The organism is Streptomyces sp. NPDC087300 (assembly GCF_044744425.1).
Classification (GTDB): Bacteria; Actinomycetota; Actinomycetes; order Streptomycetales; family Streptomycetaceae; genus Streptomyces.
This window is the reverse complement of the sequence record NZ_JBIUYI010000008.1, coordinates 187,285-203,592: the sequence shown is the minus strand read 5'-3', so window position 1 is coordinate 203,592 and position 16,308 is coordinate 187,285. Positions and strand designations below refer to the sequence as shown.

Annotated in this window: 14 protein-coding genes; 5 read left to right on the top strand and 9 right to left on the bottom strand. The window is 72.4% G+C overall.

Annotation, left to right across the window (positions count from 1 at the left end; translation table 11 throughout):
• The first annotated feature begins 399 nt into the window (after positions 1–399).
• Positions 400–1,650: an amino acid deaminase/aldolase gene (locus ACIO9J_RS31725; protein ID WP_402007208.1), complete on the top strand. Its 1,251-nt coding sequence runs from the start codon at positions 400–402 to the stop codon at positions 1,648–1,650.
• A gap of 23 nt (positions 1,651–1,673) precedes the next feature.
• On the opposite strand, the gene ACIO9J_RS31720 is transcribed toward ACIO9J_RS31725, so the two are convergent.
• The 6 genes from ACIO9J_RS31720 to ACIO9J_RS31695 all read right to left on the bottom strand — a co-directional run bounded on the left by ACIO9J_RS31720 (position 1,674) and on the right by ACIO9J_RS31695 (position 9,040).
• Complete coding sequence (locus ACIO9J_RS31720) at positions 1,674–2,639, bottom strand: DUF2510 domain-containing protein (protein WP_402007206.1); 966 nt, start codon at positions 2,637–2,639, stop codon at positions 1,674–1,676.
• A gap of 110 nt (positions 2,640–2,749) precedes the next feature.
• Positions 2,750–4,072 (bottom strand): haloacid dehalogenase-like hydrolase, encoded by a 1,323-nt coding sequence (locus ACIO9J_RS31715; RefSeq protein ID WP_402007204.1) that lies wholly within the window; start codon positions 4,070–4,072, stop codon positions 2,750–2,752.
• 22 nt (positions 4,073–4,094) lie between these two features.
• On the bottom strand, positions 4,095–5,411 hold the full coding sequence (locus tag ACIO9J_RS31710; RefSeq protein WP_402007202.1) for a haloacid dehalogenase-like hydrolase: 1,317 nt from the start codon (positions 5,409–5,411) through the stop codon (positions 4,095–4,097).
• A gap of 114 nt (positions 5,412–5,525) precedes the next feature.
• Positions 5,526–6,305, bottom strand: coding sequence for a 3-oxoacyl-ACP reductase (locus tag ACIO9J_RS31705; RefSeq protein ID WP_359355132.1), 780 nt, complete (start codon positions 6,303–6,305; stop codon positions 5,526–5,528).
• Positions 6,306–6,309: 4 nt separating this feature from the next.
• Positions 6,310–7,662 carry an aldehyde dehydrogenase family protein gene (locus ACIO9J_RS31700; protein ID WP_402007200.1) on the bottom strand — a complete coding sequence of 451 codons (1,353 nt, stop codon included), beginning with the start codon at positions 7,660–7,662 and terminating at the stop codon, positions 6,310–6,312.
• A gap of 7 nt (positions 7,663–7,669) precedes the next feature.
• A complete protein-coding gene (locus ACIO9J_RS31695; protein WP_402007198.1) occupies positions 7,670–9,040 on the bottom strand; it encodes a glutamine synthetase family protein in 1,371 nt (456 codons plus the stop codon).
• 75 nt (positions 9,041–9,115) lie between these two features.
• On the opposite strand from ACIO9J_RS31695, the gene ACIO9J_RS31690 reads away from it, so the two are divergent.
• From ACIO9J_RS31690 to ACIO9J_RS31680, 3 genes are all read left to right on the top strand, one after another.
• Positions 9,116–9,856, top strand: a complete 741-nt coding sequence (locus tag ACIO9J_RS31690) for a FadR/GntR family transcriptional regulator (RefSeq protein ID WP_402007195.1) — start codon at positions 9,116–9,118, stop codon at positions 9,854–9,856.
• A gap of 190 nt (positions 9,857–10,046) precedes the next feature.
• On the top strand, positions 10,047–11,492 hold the full coding sequence (gene eat / locus ACIO9J_RS31685; protein WP_402007193.1) for an ethanolamine permease: 1,446 nt from the start codon (positions 10,047–10,049) through the stop codon (positions 11,490–11,492).
• Between the two features lie 40 nt (positions 11,493–11,532).
• Complete coding sequence (locus ACIO9J_RS31680) at positions 11,533–12,216, top strand: gamma-glutamyl-gamma-aminobutyrate hydrolase family protein (protein WP_402007191.1); 684 nt, start codon at positions 11,533–11,535, stop codon at positions 12,214–12,216.
• Here ACIO9J_RS31680 and ACIO9J_RS31675 read toward each other — a convergent pair.
• Positions 12,185–13,150, bottom strand: a complete 966-nt coding sequence (locus ACIO9J_RS31675) for an aminoglycoside phosphotransferase family protein (protein ID WP_402007189.1) — start codon at positions 13,148–13,150, stop codon at positions 12,185–12,187. The genes ACIO9J_RS31680 and ACIO9J_RS31675 overlap by 32 nt on opposite strands.
• A gap of 85 nt (positions 13,151–13,235) precedes the next feature.
• Positions 13,236–13,682 carry a DNA-binding protein gene (locus ACIO9J_RS31670; protein ID WP_402007187.1) on the bottom strand — a complete coding sequence of 149 codons (447 nt, stop codon included), beginning with the start codon at positions 13,680–13,682 and terminating at the stop codon, positions 13,236–13,238.
• Positions 13,683–14,069: 387 nt separating this feature from the next.
• Here ACIO9J_RS31670 and ACIO9J_RS31665 point away from each other — a divergent pair, with 387 nt between their 5' ends.
• Positions 14,070–15,248, top strand: a complete 1,179-nt coding sequence (locus tag ACIO9J_RS31665) for an alanine--tRNA ligase-related protein (protein WP_402007185.1) — start codon at positions 14,070–14,072, stop codon at positions 15,246–15,248.
• A 40-nt stretch (positions 15,249–15,288) separates the two neighbouring features.
• Here the strand turns inward: ACIO9J_RS31665 and ACIO9J_RS31660 are convergent, their stop codons facing one another.
• Entirely contained in the window at positions 15,289–16,272 is a 984-nt protein-coding gene (locus ACIO9J_RS31660) for a LysR family transcriptional regulator (protein WP_402007183.1), read from the bottom strand.
• Positions 16,273–16,308: the final 36 nt, after the last annotated feature.

Sequence of the window (16,308 nt, the reverse complement as noted above, 5' to 3'; positions counted from 1 at the left end):
ATGCGGGCCGCCGTGCCGGACTCGTCGTCGGACGCGGCGCGCGGGCGCGGGCTGCCGAGGACCCAGTCGCGGTCGACCGGGGGCGGGACGTCGGGGAAGCGGGCCGAAGGCGCGGGCGGCGGTTCCGGGTCGCGGTCCTGGTCGGCGGCGTCCGCCGGGGTGCCGGGGCGGGGCGGCGGCGTGCCGGGGCGCGGCGGAATGGGGCTGCGAGGCGCCTCCGTGCTCATGCTCCCCCGTCTCCTCGCGCTCGGCCCGGCCGGAACGCTCGGCCCGGCGAGGCTCCGTGCGCGTCACTCTACGGGCAGACCCAGGCCACCAGGGAACCCAGTCCGCACCCCCGGGCGATCTGCCCGGATCATCCCCCTACCCTCGGGTAATCGCGTCTGGCAGGCTTCGGCCATGACAGCCCGCCCGTCTCCCGGCCACCGCCCCTCATCGAGGCGCTGCGCGCCGCGGAACACCGCAGACCGGGCCCGCTACGACCGGGCCACCGCACACCTCGACGCCCCCGTCGCCATCGTCGACCTGGAAGCGTTCGACGCCAACGCCGACGACCTGGTGCGCCGGGCGGGCGGCAAACCGATCCGGGTGGCGAGCAAGTCCGTGCGCTGCCGTGCCCTGCTCGAACGGGTCCTGGCCCGCGAGGGGTTCGCCGGAGTCATGTCGTTCACGCTCGCCGAGTCGCTCTGGCTGGCCCGCTCCGGCTTCGACGACGTGCTGCTCGCCTATCCGTCGGCGGACCGCTCCGGCTTCGCGGAGCTGACCGCCGACCCGAAGCTCGCGGCAGCCGTGACCGTGATGGTCGACGACCCGGCCCAGCTGCGGCTGATCGACGAGGCGCGGGGCGGCGGCACCGAAGAGGTCCGGGTGTGCCTGGAGTTGGACACCTCCTTCAAGACGCTCGGCGGCAAGGTGCGGATCGGCGCGCTGCGCTCCCCGCTGCACTCGCCGGTCCAGGTCGCGGCGCTGGCCCGCGCCATCGCCAGGCGGCCGGGGTTCCGGCTGGTGGGCGTGATGGCGTACGAGGGTCATGTGGCCGGGGTCGGCGACGCGGTCGAGGGGCATCCGGCGCGGTCGAGGGCGATCCGGATGATGCAGGCCGCGGCCCGCAAGGAGCTCGCCGCGCGCCGCGGCGAGACCATCGCCGCGGTGCGGCGGGTGGCGCCGGACCTGGAGTTCGTGAACGGCGGCGGGACCGGCAGCGTGCAGCACACCGCGGCCGAGCGCGCGGTGACGGAGATCGCCGCGGGGTCCGGGCTCTTCGTGCCGCGGCTCTTCGACAACTACACGTCGTTCAGCGGGCGCCCGGCCGCGCTCTTCGCGCAGCCGGTGGTGCGCAGGCCGGGCGTGGGGGTCGTGACGGTGCTCGGCGGCGGCTATCCGGCGTCGGGCGTCGCGGGCGCGGACCGCTCGCCGGTGCCGTACCTGCCCGAAGGGCTGCGCTACGACCCGCAGGAGGGCGCGGGCGAGGTGCAGACGCCGCTGCACGGCCCGCCCGCCGACGATCTGCTGATCGGCGACAAGGTGTGGTTCCGGCACGCGAAGGCCGGTGAGCTGTGCGAGCGGTTCGACACGCTGCACCTGGTGACGGGTGACGAGGTGACGGCGAGCGTGCCGACGTACCGCGGCGAGGGCCGCACGTTCCTGTAGCGGGAGCCGCCGCCAGAAGGGCACTAGGGCGTGGGCGTGGCGGGGCCGAGGCTGTTGCCCACGCCGCCGCCGGTCGCGCTGTCGTCGACCGACCTGATCCCCCGGGTGATGTCGTCCATGACGGAGACCGGCGGCGCCCCCTTCCCCGCGCCGACGGAGAAGCGGACGATGACCATCGACTCCGAGCCGACGCTCGACGCGAACGCCAGGGACTGGACGTAACCGCCGTCCCCCTTGGCGGTGTGCACGCGCCAGCGCACGTAGTAGCCGGTGCGGCCCGCGACCGCGATCTGGCCCTCCTTGAGCTTCTCGTGGCGCGTGATGCCGCCGTAGGGCTGCTTGTCCAGCTTGTCCTCGTCGTAGGCGGCGTTCGCGGCGTCCTCGATGTCGCCGCGGGCGATCTTCTCGGGGTCGGTCTCGTCGGAGTCCGTCACGGTGCTCGACGTGACGACGCCCTCGCGGCAGAGGCCGGCGTCGCCGGGGCAGTCGACGATGTCCGGGGTCTGCATGGTGGCGCCGCCGCCGAAGGTGTCGGCGTCCTTCTCCCAGCCGTCGGGGACGGGGAGCGTGACGCCGTTGAGGTCGTCGACGAGCGTGTCCGGGTCGGGGTCGGCCGTCGAGGTCGCCGACGACTTCGTCGCCGTCGGCTCGGGCTCCTCCGACACGGGCCCGGTCGGCGCGGGCGTGCCGCCCCGGGGGTCCCCGTCGTCCTCGGTGAGGAAGACGGCGCCGGTGACGATCGCGGCCACCAGGACGACGGCGGCGACGGTCAGCGCGACGACCTTCGTGCGGGCGCCGCCGCCGCTCCCCACGGGGGCCATCACCGCGGTCGCCGCGGGGTCGGCGGGGCCGAACCCCTGCTGTCCCGGGGCCTGTTGGGCGGCCCCGGGACCACGCCGGTGCTCGGTCCACGCGGTCCCGTCCCACCAGCGCTCGACGGAGGGCTGGTGGGGGTCCGGGTACCAGCCGGGCGACGGCGACATGCTCATCCCGGCACTCTAGGCGCTTCGCTGGGCGGCAGAGGAAGGCCGGAGCGAAATCCGCGGGCCGGACGTGGCTGGTCGCGCGGTTCCCCGCGCCCCTTGCGGGGCGCGGATCGTCAGTAGACCGAGTCCCGCTGGTCGGGCACCACCGAGCCGTCGTCGCGCAGCACCGGGCCCTTGCTCCCGTCGTGCTCGTTGTACGCGGCGCTCGCGCAGGGGTAGGTGCCGCTCTTCTGCGGCAGCGGCTCGATGAACATGGGGTTCACGACCCAGCGTCCGTCCGCGTTGTCGTACGCGCGGCACATGAACTCGCTCTTGTTGCGGTTCAGGACGAGGTGCGAGCCCGTCGCGTCGCCGACGAACGTCACGTCCGTGTCGGCGTCGCCGCCGCCGAGCGCGATGCGGTGCCTGAAGTCCTGCTTGTCCCAGGCCTTCTTGCCCTTGATCTTGAAGATCTCCTGGTTGATCCAGCAGCGCTTGCCGTCGATGTACGGGATGGCCTCGCCCTTGTTGACGGGGACGCCTCCGCAGCCCTGGTTCCAGGTGGTGATGCGGCCCTTGCGGTCCAGGACGGAGCGGATGGCGACCGTGTGCTCGCGGTCGATGCCCACACCCCCCTTGCCCGCGGCCCAGACCTCGGTGACCGGTTCCGAGCCCGCCGAGACGATGTAGACGTCGAACCCGGCCTTCTTGAGCGTACGGATGAGGTCGCGCTGCTGGTCGTAGTAGCGGACGTAGCCGGGGATCTCGTGGGTGCCGACGGTCTGGGTGGCGCCGACAGGGGCGGCGAGCGCCTCCTTGCGGGCCTTGGCCGCGTAGGACTCCAGCTCGGGGACGGTGTGCCCGGCGAAGAGCTGCGGCACCCAGGCGTACTGCGGGACCGTGTGCCGGTGGTCCCACTTCCCCGCGAAGGCGGCGGCGCCGCTCATCGTCTTGCCGTCCTCGCGCACCTCGAAGATCTCGTCGGCGCAGGCGGTGTTGGTGGAGGTGGGCAGCGGTTTGCCGACGGGCACCTTGGTGCCGCACGCCTTGGTGAGCGCGCGGTCGGCGTCGTCGGTCATCCACTTGCTGGTGGACTTCCAGGTCTTGGGGCGCAGGATCTTGTCGTGCCGCAGCGACCAGGCGATGGTCGCGTCGGTCACGTCGTTCTTGGTGACGGTGTTGTCCCAGTCGAACGCGGCGACCGGGCGCTTGCTCCTGCCGTGCCCCAGGTCGGGGTTGGCACAGGTGCCGCGCTCGTCGATGGTCCGCTGGAGCTTGGCGCGGTTGGCGCCGTACCACTCCAGCTTCTTCGAGAGCTGCGGGCAATCCCCGTGCACGGTGCGGGAGTTCGCGGGGTGCGCGGCCGTGGCGGCGGCCGCGGGAAGAGCCGTGGACGCGGCCGCCGCGAGGGCGGCGGCCGAGGCCAGGGTCAGCGCCAAAATGTTTCTGTTACGCATGTGAGTGGACCGTACATCAGTCCTACCGCGCTGACGACGGTGCCGACGCCCCGTACACCGTGTCCTTCTGGTCGGGGATCACCGAGCCGTCCGCGCGGCGCACCGGGCCCGCGGAGCCGTCCCGCGCGGTGTAGCCGGTGGTGGCGCAGGGGTAGGGGTCGGTCTTCTTGCCCTTGGGCTCGATGAACATGGGGTTGACCAGCCAGCGGCCGTCGCCGTTCTCGTAGGCGCGGCACATCAGTTCGTTCTTGTTGCGGTTCAGGACGAGCCGCAGGGCGGTGGCGTCGCGCAGGAACGAGATGTCCGTGTCGGAGTCGCCCGCCGCGAACACCTGGCGCCGCGCGGCCGGCTGGACCTTCTCGGCCGCCGCGCCGCGCACCCCGAAGATCTCCTTGTTGATCCAGCAGCGCTTGCCGTCGATGTACGTGATCATCGAGTCGTCGCCGTCCCTGACGGTGCCGCAGCCCTTCAGGTGGGCGGTGTGCTTGCCGTGCGCGGTGACGTTGCGGATGCCGATGGTGTGCCGGGCGTCGACGCCCACGCCCTTGCCCCACACCTCGGCGATCGGCTCGGGCGAAGCGGAGACGACGTACACATCGAACCCGGCCTTCTTGAGCGTACGGATCAGGTCGCGCTGCTGGTCGTAGTAGCGGACCCAGCCGGTGACCTTGCCGGTGCCGACCCGCTGTTCGGTGCCGATGGGCGCCTTGAGGTTCTCCTTGCGGGCGGCGGCCGCGAACTCCTTGACCTGGCGGGTGGACCAGCCGCGGGTGAGCTGGGCGAGCCAGGCGTACTGCGGCTCCATGCGGCGGTGGTCGAAGCCGTCGAAGGCCGCCTTGCCCGCGGTGGTGGTGCCCTCGCTGTAGACGGAGAGCACCTCGTCGGCGCAGGCGGTGTTCCGGTGCGTGGGCAGGGTGGTGCCGGTGGCCGGGCAGGCCTTCGCCAGGGCCTTGGCGGCGGTGCCGGTCAGATAGCGGCTGGTGGTGCGCCAGTCGCCGCGCTCGGGCGTACGGATCTTGCCGTTGCGCAGCAGCCAGAACATGGTGGCGTCACCGATGTCGTTCTTGATGACTGTGTTGTCCCAGTCGAAGGTGGCGACCGGCTTGGCACCGCCCTTGTGGCGCTGCGGACCGCAGTGGCCGTACCGGTCGATCATCTCCTCGAGCCGCGCCTTGTTCGCGCCGTACCAGCCCTGGGAGACGGTGAGGTCGGGACAGGTCCTGGGCCGCTGGTGAGCGGTGGGCTGGGTGGCTTCCGCGGTGGCCTGGACGGTGACGAGACCGGCTCCGGCGACGGCGAGGACTGCGGTGGCCGCTGCGGCGCGGCGCTTGAAGTTCACGAACACGCTCCAGGTTTACGCAGGTCAGCCGGGCGTCGCGCGACGCCCGGCTGACGGGTGGGTGGCTGCGGGGTGAACTGCCGGTGGGGCCTGGGCCGGTCCGGCGGACGGGCCCTAGAGCGGGGTGACGTACGCCCCGGTGAGACCGCCGTCGACGAGGAAGTCGGTGGCGTTCACGAACGAGGAGTCGTCGCTGGCGAGGAACGCCACGGCGGACGCCATCTCCTCGGCCTCGGCGAAGCGGCCCACGGGGATGTGCACGAGGCGGCGCGCGGCCCGCTCGGGATCCTTGGCGAACAGCTCCTGGAGGAGCGGGGTGTTGACGGGCCCCGGGCAGAGCGCGTTGACGCGGATGCCCTCGCGGGCGAACTGCACGCCGAGCTCGCGGGACATGGCGAGCACGCCGCCCTTGGAGGCCGTGTAGGAGATCTGCGAGGTCGCCGCGCCCATCCTGGCCACGAACGAGGCGGTGTTGATGATGGAGCCCTTGCCCTGGCGCCGCATGTAGGGGATGGCGGCCTTGCAGCACAGGTACACGGAGGTGAGGTTGACGTCCTGGACGCGCTTCCAGGCTTCGAGGCCGGTGTCCAGGATCGAGTCGTCGTCGGGCGGCGAGATGCCCGCGTTGTTGAAGGCGATGTCGACGGAGCCGTAGGTGTCGAACGCCGTCTTGAAGAGCGCCTCGACCTGCTCGGCGTCGGTCACGTCGACCTTCACGAAGGTCCCGCCGACCTCGTCGGCGACGGCCTTGCCCGCGCTCTCGTCGATGTCGCCGCAGACGACGTTCGCGCCCTCGGAGGCGAGGCGGCGCGCGGTGGCGAGGCCGATGCCGCTGCCGGCGCCGGTGATGACGGCGGTACGGCCCACGAGGCGGCGGCAGATGTTTTCTGACATGGGTTCAGGCCTCCGTGCTGATGAAGACGTTCTTGGTTTCCGTGAAAGCGGTGAGCGCGTCCGGACCGAGCTCACGGCCGAGTCCGGACTGCTCGTAACCCCCGAACGGGGTCCAATAGCGGACGCTGGAGTGCGAGTTGACGGAGAGGTTGCCTGCCCGGACTCCCCCGGACACCCGCAGCGCCCGGCCGACGTCACGCGTCCAGATGGATCCGGACAGGCCGTAGTCGGTGGCGTTGGCGAGCCGGATCGCGTCGGCCTCGTCCTCGAAGGGGATGACGACGGCGACGGGCCCGAAGACCTCCTCCGTGGCCACCGGGGCGGCCGGGTCCACGTCGGTGAGCAGCGTCGGCGGGAACCAGAAGCCGGGGCCCTCGGGCACCGTCCCGTGGATGCCGTCCCCGGGGGTGACGTGGGCGCGGACCCGGTCCAGCTGGGTCCTGGAGATCAGCGGGCCCATCTGGGTCTTCTCGTCCGAGGGGTCGCCCACGACCACGGACTCGATCGCGGGCGCCACGACCTCCAGGAAGCGGTCGTACACCGAGCGCTGGACGAGCACGCGGGTGCGGGCGCAGCAGTCCTGTCCCGAGTTGTCGAGATACGACATGGGGGTGGCCAGTGCGGCGGCCTCCACGTCGGCGTCGGCGAAGACGATGTTCGGGCTCTTGCCGCCGAGTTCGAGGGTCAGACGTTTCACCCGGTCGGCGCACCTGGCCATGATCTGCTTGCCGACGCGGGTGGAGCCGGTGAACACGATCTTGGCGACGCCGGGGTGCTCGACCAGCGCGTTGCCCGCGACGCCGCCCTCGCCGGGCAGAACCTGGAAGAGGCCCTCGGGCAGGCCTGCCGCCAAGGCGAGTTCGGCGAGGCGGAGCGCGGTGAGCGGGGTCGTCTCGGCGGGCTTGAGGATCACCGCGTTGCCCGCCGCGAGGGCGGGGGCCGTACCCCAGGCGGCGATCGGCATCGGGAAGTTCCACGGGGCGATGACGCCCACGACCCCGAGGGGCTCAAGGACGGTGACGTTCAGGCCGCCGGGGACCGGAATCTGACGGCCATTCAGTCGCTCCACGCCCCCGGCCGAGAAGTCGAGGAGGTCGCGGACGTTGCCCGCCTCCCAGCGCGCGTTGCCGATGACGTGCCCGGCTTCGCGCACTTCCGACTGGGCCAGTTCTTCCAGGTGTTCGTCCACCTGGTCGGCGAAGCGGCGCAGCAGCCTGGCCCGGTCGGCGGGGGCGGCCGCGGCCCACTGCTCCTGGGCCCGCGCGGCACGGGCGACGGCGGCGTCGACGTCCCGCGCGGTGGCGGCGGGGACGGTGGCGACGACCTCTTCCGTCGCCGGGTTCAGTACCTCAAGCAAGGGTGCCTCACATGCGTTCGAAGGAGCGGCGGAGCTCCCAGTCGGTCACCGCGGAGTCGAAGGCGTCCAGTTCGACCCGCGCCATGTTGCGGTAGTGCGCGACCACCTCGTCACCGAATGCGGCCTTGGCGATGGGGCTGTTCTCCCAGAGCTCGGCCGCCTCGCGCAGGCTGGTGGGAACGTGTTCGTAGCCGCCGGTGTAGGCGTTGCCCGTGCACTCGTCGGGCAGTTCGAGCTTCTGCTCCATGCCGTACAGGCCCGCGGCGACCAGGCCCGCGACCGCCAGGTGCGGGTTGACGTCGCCGCCGGGGAGGCGGTTCTCGAAGCGCAGCGAGCGGCCGTGGCCGACGACGCGCAGCGCGCAGGTGCGGTTGTCGTAGCCCCAGGCGGCGGCGGTCGGCGCGAAGGAGCCCGGCTGGAACCGCTTGTAGGAGTTGATGTTGGGCGCGTAGAGCAGGGAGAAGTCGCGCAGCGCGGCGAGCTGGCCCGCCAGGAAGTGCCGCATGACGGGCGACATGCCGCCGGGGTCGTCGGCGGAGCCCGCCATGACGTTGTCGCCCTCGGCGTCCTGGAGCGAGAGGTGGATGTGGCAGGAGTTGCCCTCGCGCTCGTTGAACTTGGCCATGAAGGTGAGCGAGACACCTTCCTGGGACGCGATCTCCTTGGCGCCGGTCTTGTAGATGGCGTGCTGGTCGCAGGTGACCAGGGCCTCGTCGTACTTGAACACGATCTCGTGCTGGCCCGGGTTGCACTCGCCCTTGGCCGACTCGACGGTCAGCCCGGCGGCCGCCATGTCGTTGCGGATGCGGCGGAGCAGCGGCTCGATACGGCCCGTGCCGAGCACCGAGTAGTCGATGTTGTACTGGTTGGCCGGGGTGAGGTCCTTGTATCCGGCGTCCCAGGCCTGCTCGTAGGTGTCCTTGAAGACGATGAACTCCAGCTCGGTGCCGACGTGGGCGGTGAGGCCGAGCTCGGCCAGGCGCTCCAGCTGGCGGCGCAGGATCTGCCGGGGCGCGGCCACCACGGGCGAGGCGTCGTTCCAGGCGAGGTCCGCGATCAGCATCGCGGTGCCCTCGTTCCAGGGGACGCGGCGCAGGGTGGAGACGTCGGCGTGCATGGCGAAGTCGCCGTAGCCGCGGTCCCAGGAGGACATCGCGTAGCCGTCGACGGTGTTCATCTCGGTGTCGACGGCGAGGAGGTAGTTGCAGCCCTCCGTGCCGTGGTCGAGGACCTCGTCGAGGAAGAAGCGGGCGGCGAACCGCTTGCCCTGGAGCCGCCCTTGCATATCGGGGAAGGCCAGGACGACAGTGTCGATCTCGCCGCTCGCGACGAGGGCCTTCAGCTCCTCGACGGCGAGCGGGGGTGTGCGGTCTGCCACGGGAAAAGCCTCCTTGGGTCAGCCGGGAGCCATAAGGTATTGCGGAGAACCATTGCTTGGGAAGGGGGTACGGGCATGTCGCACACGGAAGAGGGCACGGCGGCGGACGACGACCGGCTGACACCGGTCCTGCGCCCGGTACGGGCGGGCAACGGCTTCGAGGAAGCCCTGGAGCAGATCCTCCAGGTGGTCCGGCTCGGCCTGGTGCCCGGCGGTGAACGCCTGCCGTCGGAGCGGGAGTTGGCTGACCGGCTCGGCATCAGCAGGGTCACGCTGCGCGAGGTCCTGAAGGTCCTCCAGGACCAGGGTCTGGTGGAGTCGCGGCGCGGCCGTTACGGCGGCACGTTCGTGCGCCCGCGTCCCGAGGCGCCCGGCGAGGACGAGCTGCGCCGCCGCATCAAGGACGTCGACGTGGAGGACGCGCTGCGCTTCCGCGAGGTCCTCGAAGTGGGCGCGGCGGGGCTGTGCGCGGCGCACGGGCTGACCGGCGAGCAGGCGGACCGGCTGCGCACGGCGCTCGCCCAGACGCATGACGCGCCCCTGTCGGAGTACCGCCGCCTGGACACCCTGCTGCACCTCACGCTCGCCGAGCTGTGCGGCTCCCCGACGCTCACCGCGCAGTACGCGGCGGTCCGCGCCACGGTCAACGACCTCCTGGACTGCATCCCGCTGCTCGTAAGGAACTTGGAGCATTCGCAGCGCCAGCACACCGCGCTGGTCGAGGCCGTGCTCGACGGGGACGCGGACGGCGCGCGGGAGATGATGCGGGAGCACTGCGGGGGGACGGCGGCGCTGCTGCGAGGTTTTCTGACGTGAGCGCGTGAGGGCGTGAGGGCGTGACTGCACGAGGGCGTGAGTACGCGAGTACGTGAGGCGGGATTAACCACGGGGTAACGCAGGGGGCTTGATTTCTCCCGTGCCACACGGCAAAGGTATGGATCCGTTCCATTGAGTGCCCTGAGCTGATCCATATGCCTGCCGCCTGCCGCCGCATAGGAGCCGTGCCATGACCGTGGAGTCCACCAAGCCGAGTACCGCCGAACCGGCGGACGACTATCTGGAACGCAGAACCCTGCGCCGTGGCAGCGCGGGCTGGCTGCTTCTCACCGGGCTCGGCGTCGCCTATGTCGTCTCCGGCGACTACTCCGGCTGGAACTTCGGCCTCGCCGAGGGCGGCTTCGGCGGTCTCGCCATCGCGATGGGCCTCATGGGCGTGATGTACGCGTGCATGGTCTTCTCGCTCGCCGAGCTGTCGTCCGTGCTGCCCACCGCGGGCGGCGGCTACGGCTTCGCGCGCCGGGCGCTCGGCCCGTGGGGCGGCTTCCTGACCGGCACGGCGATCCTCATCGAGTACGTCCTGGCGCCCGCCGCCATCTCCATCTTCATCGGCGACTACGTCGAGTCGCTCGGCCTGTTCGGCCTGACCTCGGGCTGGCCGGTCTACCTCGCCTGCTTCGTCGTCTTCATCGGCATCCACCTGTGGGGCGTCGGCGAGGCGCTGCGCTTCAGCTTCGTCGTCACCGGCATCGCGGTGACCGCGCTGCTCGTCTTCGCCGTCGGCGCCTTCATGGACTTCGACGCGTCCAAGCTCAACGACATCCCGGTCGAGTCCTCCGCGTTCGGCGCCAACTCCTGGCTGCCGATGGGCCTGTTGGGCATCTGGGCCGCGTTCCCGTTCGGCATGTGGTTCTTCCTCGGCGTCGAGGGCGTGCCGCTGGCCGCCGAGGAGACCAAGGACCCCGCCCGCACGCTGCCCCGCGCGATCCGCTGGTCGATGGCCATCCTCGTGGTGCTGGCGCTCCTCACCTTCTTCGCGTCCGCCGGGGCGCGCGGCGCGAACGCGATCCAGGACGCGGGCAACCCGCTGGTGGCGGCCCTCCAGCCGGGCGGCGAGGCGACGACGCTGAGCCGCATCGTCAACTACGCGGGCCTCGCGGGACTGGTGGCGTCCTTCTTCTCCCTCATCTACGCGGGCTCGCGCCAGCTCTTCGCGCTCTCCCGCGCGGGCTACCTGCCCCGCTTCCTCTCCCTCACCAGCAGCCGCAAGGCCCCCTACCTGGGACTCCTCGTCCCCGGCGCGATCGGCTTCGGCCTGGCCGCGGCGACCGGCGACGGCGCCCGCATGCTGAACGTCGCGGTGTTCGGCGCGACCATCTCGTACGCCCTGATGTCCCTCTCGCACATCGTCCTGCGCCGCCGCGAGCCGGACCTCGAACGCCCCTACCGCACGCCCGGCGGCATCCTGACCTCGTCGGTGGCCCTGGTCCTCGCCTGCGCGGCGCTGATCGCCACGTTCCTGGTGGACGTGACGGCGGCGCTCATCGCCCTCGCGGTGTACGTGGTCGCCATCGGCTACTTCGGGATGTACAGCCGCAAGCACCTGGTGGCCCGCGCGCCGGAGGAGGAGTTCGCGGCGCTCGCCGCGGCCGAGGCAGAGTTGGCACGCGACTGAGCACGACGACCACGGGACCGGCACGGCGAAGGAGAACACAGTGAGCGGCAGGCCGCTGATCGGAGTCAGCACCTATCTGGAGTCCAAGGTGGGCTGGGGCGTGTGGGAGCTGCCCGCGGCCCTGCTGCCCGCCGGGTATCCCCGCCTGGTGCAGGCGGCGGGCGGCCTCGCCTCGATGGTGCCGCCGGACGATCCCTCGTACGCCGCCGAGGTGGTCGCCCGCCTCGACGGCGTGGTCGTCGCGGGCGGGCCCGACGTCGAGCCCGTGCGCTACGGCGCCGAGCGCGAGGAGCGCACCGGGCCGCCCGCGCGGGAGCGGGACGCCTGGGAACTGGCGCTCATCGAGGCCGCGTTGGCGTCGGGCAAGCCGCTGCTCGGCATCTGCCGCGGCATGCAGCTCCTGAACGTGGCGCTCGGCGGCACGCTGGTGCAGCACATGGAGGGGCACACCGCGGGGACCGGCGTCTTCGGCACGCACGCGGTCACTCCGGTGCCCGGCACGCTGTACGCGAGCGTGGCGCCGGAGGAGACGGTCGTGCCGACCTACCACCACCAGGCGGTGGACCGGCTCGGCAAGGACCTCGTGGTGTCCGCGCACGCGGCGGACGGCACCGTCGAGGCCATCGAACTCCCCGGCCCCACCTGGGCGTTGGGCGTGCAGTGGCACCCGGAGATGGGCGAGGACACGCGCGTCATGGCAGCGCTGGTCCGAGCCGCTTCCTGAGCCAGTCGAGGGCGGCCGCGCCCTGGGCGGCCTGGAAGGCGCGCAGGGTCGGCAGGCCCGGCGGATCGGGCTTGAGCGATCCCCGTACGAAATAGCCGGCGAGCGCGGCGAGCGTCGCGGTGACGCCCGCCGGGTCCGCGTCCCTGCCCAGCGGGTGGGCGGTGAAGACGTCCTCCGGGTCCGGCCCGCCCTGGGCCCGCACGCACGGCAGCATGACGAGCAGGTCGAACCAAGGGGCGGCGCGCACGACATGCGGCCAGTCGACGAAGACGACCCGCCCCTCGGCGGTGATCAGCATGTTGTCGGCGCGCAGGTCGGCGTGGGCGAGGGTGTCCCCGGCCGCGAAACCGGCCCAGGGCGCGGCGAGTTCGGCGAGCGCGCGCAGGTTGCGGCGCGCCCACGGGTCGAGCCGGTCCACCACCGTGCCGTCGGCCTCGACCAGCTGCGCCCACCCCCGGAAGCTCTCCCCCTCGGTGTCCACGACGGAGCGTGCCGCGACGGGCGCGGGTGTCAGGGCGTACGAGAGGTCCGCCACGGCATCGAGCACGAGAGCCAACTCGTCGGATCGCCACGGTACTTGGGGCTGGCGCCCCTCGATGTCCTCGAAGGCCAGGGCGACCCAGACCCCGTCGTCGTAGGACGCGAGGAGCCGGGGCGCGGGCACGGAGTCGGGCAGGGCCGCGGAGTGCCTGGCCTCGGCGCGGTGCAGCCGGGGGCTGCCGGGGTTCGCCTCGGCGCTGACGGCCTTGACGAAGGCGCGCCGCCCGTCACCGAGCCGCACCCGGGCCGCGACACCCGGCGAGAAGCCACCGCTCTGCGTCACCGCGGCCACCACGGCCCCACCGAGCTCGGCCTCCAGCGCGGTCTTCACCTGCGCGGGAAGCACCTCCCAGGGAGTACGGACGCCGGTGGCCGGGGGCGCGGTGGGATTCATGCCCCATGATGGGCAGCGCTTCGGGGCGGGCGCCAGGCCTTTTCCCGGGGAGCCCCGCCCCCGTTCATCGCGACGCCTCGACTCCTTACGTCTCGCTCGCCGTACGCGAGGCCAGCCGCTCGTACCGCTGCCGCGCGGCCTGCGGGGTGCCGAGTCCGAGGCCGAAGGCGATCTCGGGCCAGGTCATGCCGCGCCCCCTGGCCATCTGGAGCAGGCCGGTCTCCAGCTCGTCCATCTCGCCACGGGCCAGCGGGATCAGGGTGAGCGCCGCGGTGATGTCCGCGTGGTCCACCTCCGGCTCCCCGTCGACGGGCTTCGCCGCGCCGCTGAGCAGGAACGCCACCAGCCTGACCGCCTCGTGCGGACCGAGCACGGTGGGGTGGACCTGGCGCGCGCGCTGGCCCTCGTCGGCCGCGTGCCGCTCGGCTACGCGCGTCAGGGACGCGTAGACCCGGTGGGCGCGGGCCTGTTCGGGATGCGGGGGCGTGAACGGGTCGGCGGTGGCCTGGGGCTGCTCTGGGCTCGGTGACATGCGTCCAGCATCGGGTGGGGCACGACGAGAAGTCAACAGTTCGTTGTGAACACTTTGTTTGCACTGCCATGCGGTGCTCACCACAAAGGGCCCACCACAAAGGGCCCACCGCAAGGGACCCACCACAAAGGACCCATCACCCCCGCCCGTAAACCGCGTGCCGTGCGTACACGGACGGAGTTACCCTCGGCCCATGAACGTCACCGGCCCACGCACCACCGCGACCGCGCGAGCGACCAGCTCGCCGGTTGCCGCCGCCTGACCTTCCCTCTTCCCCTCGGCGACCGGAAACGGCCCGCCGATGGTGCATGGCTCCCGCCCTGACTCCGGTGATCGTGCGGACCCGTTGTCCGGCGCCTCCCGCGTCCACGCGAAGGAGCCCTCCCCATGAACACCGACCTCAGCACCGAAGGCATCACCCGTACGTTCGTCGAGTACTTCGAGGAGCGCGGACACCACAGGATCACCGGCTCCACGCTGCTGCCACCGCCCGGCGACCCGGTCCTGTTCACCACCTCGGGCATGCACCCCCTCATCCCGTATCTGGAGGGCCGCCCGCACCCCCTCGGCGACCGGCTGGTCAACGTGCAGCGCTGTCTGCGCACCACGGACCTGGAGGAGGTCGGCGATCCCACGCATCTGACCGTCTTCGAGATGCTCGGCACCTGGTCGCTCGGGGACTACGAGGGTCCGCAGAGCCTGACCTGGGGCTACGACCTGCTGACCGAGGGCCTCGGCATCGACCCCGGACTGCTGCACGCCACGGTCTTCGGCGGCGACGACCAGGTGGGACCCGACACCGCCTCGCTGGAGGTGTGGCAGGAGCGCGGCGTCCCCGTCGAGCTCACCGTGGAGGACAACTGGTGGCCCAACGGGCAGACGGGCCCGTGCGGCCCCGACTCCGAGATCTTCCTGTGGACCGGCGACACCCCGCCGCGCTCGACGCCCACCGGCGACGACCGCTGGGTGGAGATCTGGAACCACGTGATGATGCGTCACCGCAGGCTCCCCGACGGCTCCCTCGTGCCGCTCCCCCAGCGCAACGTCGACACCGGCCTCGGCCTGGAACGCCTCGCCTCGCTCCTCCAGGGCGGCACGTCGGTGTTCGACTGCGACGTGTTCACGCCCTGGCGCCGTCTCGTACCGGCCCTGTGGCCGCTGGACGAGGGCTCGCTGCGCCTCGTCTGCGACCATCTGCGCTCGGCCATGGTGGTGATCGGCGACGGGGTGCGCCCCGCCAACACCGGCCGCGGCTACGTCCTGCGCCGCCTGGTCCGGCGCCTGCTCACGGCCCTGTGGCGCGACGACTCCACGCGCGGCGTCGGCGACCTGCCGGACGAGCTGTTCCTGCACACCCGCGACCACTTCCGCCAGGAGATGGACACGGACGACGTGCGCCGCGTGCTGTGCGAGGAGGAGCGCCGGTTCCGGCAGCTCCTGGAGCGCGGCAGGCAGATCCTCGCCCGGCCCCGGTTCCGCGGCCCGCTGGACGAGGAGACCCTGCACTACCTCCACGACACCCACGGCCTGCCCCGCGACCTCGTGCTGAGCCTGCGCGAGGAGTGAGCGCGGGGCGGGGCCGGGACCGGGAGCCGCCGTAGGGGCTCTACTCCCGTCCGGTCCCCGCCCCGCCCCGCGTCAGCGTGAGCAGGTCCCTGCCCGGCCCCGCGGGCCGGTGTCCCGTCGGCCAGACGGCCCGCAGTTCCCTGGCGAGGCGTACGTCCGCCAGGGGGATCTCGACCAGGCGCCGGGCCGCGAGTTCCTCGCCGACGGCCAGCTCGCTGAGGACCGAGGGGCCCGCGCCGCTCACCGCCGCGGCCTTCACCGCCGTCGTGGAGGAGAGCTCGATCAGCGGCCGGGCCAGGCCGCCGAGCGCCGCGTCGAGCACCTGCCGGGTGCCCGAGCCCTCCTCGCGCAGGATCAGCGGCGTCGCCGCCAGCTCCGCGGCGGCCAGCGGCTTGCGCCGCCGCGCCCACGCGTGGGCCGGCGACGTCACCACCACGAGCCGGTCGTGCGCGATGACGACGCCGTCCAGGGCCTCCGGGACGGTGAGGCCCTCGACGAAGCCGAGGTCCGCGTCGCCCGCGAGCAGCCGTTCGGCGACCGTCGCCGAGTTGCCCGCGAGCAGGGACACGGCCGTGTCGGGCCGCTGGGTGCGCAGCGCGATCAGCCAGCCGGGCAGCAGGTACTCGGCGATGGTCATGCTCGCCGCGACCCGCAGCCGCGAGTCGCGCCGGTCGCGCAGCGCCTGCGCCCCCGCGTCGAAGGCCTCCGCCGCCTCCACGATCCGCCCCGCCCAGTCGGTGACCAGCGCGCCCGCGCGCGTCAACCGCGAGCCGCGCGGGGAACGGTCCACGAGCGCGACGCCCAGCTGCCGTTCCATGGCGCGTACCCGGCTGCTCGCGGCGGGCTGGGTGATGCCGAGCTCCCGCGCGGCCCGGCCGAGGCTGCCGAGCCGGGCCACCGCGAGCAGCAGCTGCAAGGCCCCGAGGTCCGGCACCCGGTGCGCGAGGGTGGCCTCCGGGGGCCGGTCGGGGGCGAAGGACCCGGTGGCGGCTGCGGAGGCGGCGGATCGCGGAGAAGTGCTCATAAAGACAGCTTATGACCCCATAGTGGAATGCTCTCT

Excerpts from the sequence above, each read along its gene's own strand:
- ACIO9J_RS31725 (WP_402007208.1), top strand. The coding sequence starts at position 400 with ATGACAGCCCGCCCGTCTCCCGGCCACCGCCCCTCATCGAGGCGCTGC.
- ACIO9J_RS31720 (WP_402007206.1), bottom strand. The coding sequence starts at position 2,639 with ATGAGCATGTCGCCGTCGCCCGGCTGGTACCCGGACCCCCACCAGCCC.
- ACIO9J_RS31715 (WP_402007204.1), bottom strand. The coding sequence starts at position 4,072 with ATGCGTAACAGAAACATTTTGGCGCTGACCCTGGCCTCGGCCGCCGCC.
- ACIO9J_RS31705 (WP_359355132.1), bottom strand. The coding sequence starts at position 6,305 with ATGTCAGAAAACATCTGCCGCCGCCTCGTGGGCCGTACCGCCGTCATC.
- ACIO9J_RS31690 (WP_402007195.1), top strand. The coding sequence starts at position 9,116 with ATGTCGCACACGGAAGAGGGCACGGCGGCGGACGACGACCGGCTGACA.
- eat (WP_402007193.1), top strand. The coding sequence starts at position 10,047 with ATGACCGTGGAGTCCACCAAGCCGAGTACCGCCGAACCGGCGGACGAC.
- ACIO9J_RS31675 (WP_402007189.1), bottom strand. The coding sequence starts at position 13,150 with ATGAATCCCACCGCGCCCCCGGCCACCGGCGTCCGTACTCCCTGGGAG.
- ACIO9J_RS31670 (WP_402007187.1), bottom strand. The coding sequence starts at position 13,682 with ATGTCACCGAGCCCAGAGCAGCCCCAGGCCACCGCCGACCCGTTCACG.
- ACIO9J_RS31665 (WP_402007185.1), top strand. The coding sequence starts at position 14,070 with ATGAACACCGACCTCAGCACCGAAGGCATCACCCGTACGTTCGTCGAG.
- ACIO9J_RS31660 (WP_402007183.1), bottom strand. The coding sequence starts at position 16,272 with ATGAGCACTTCTCCGCGATCCGCCGCCTCCGCAGCCGCCACCGGGTCC.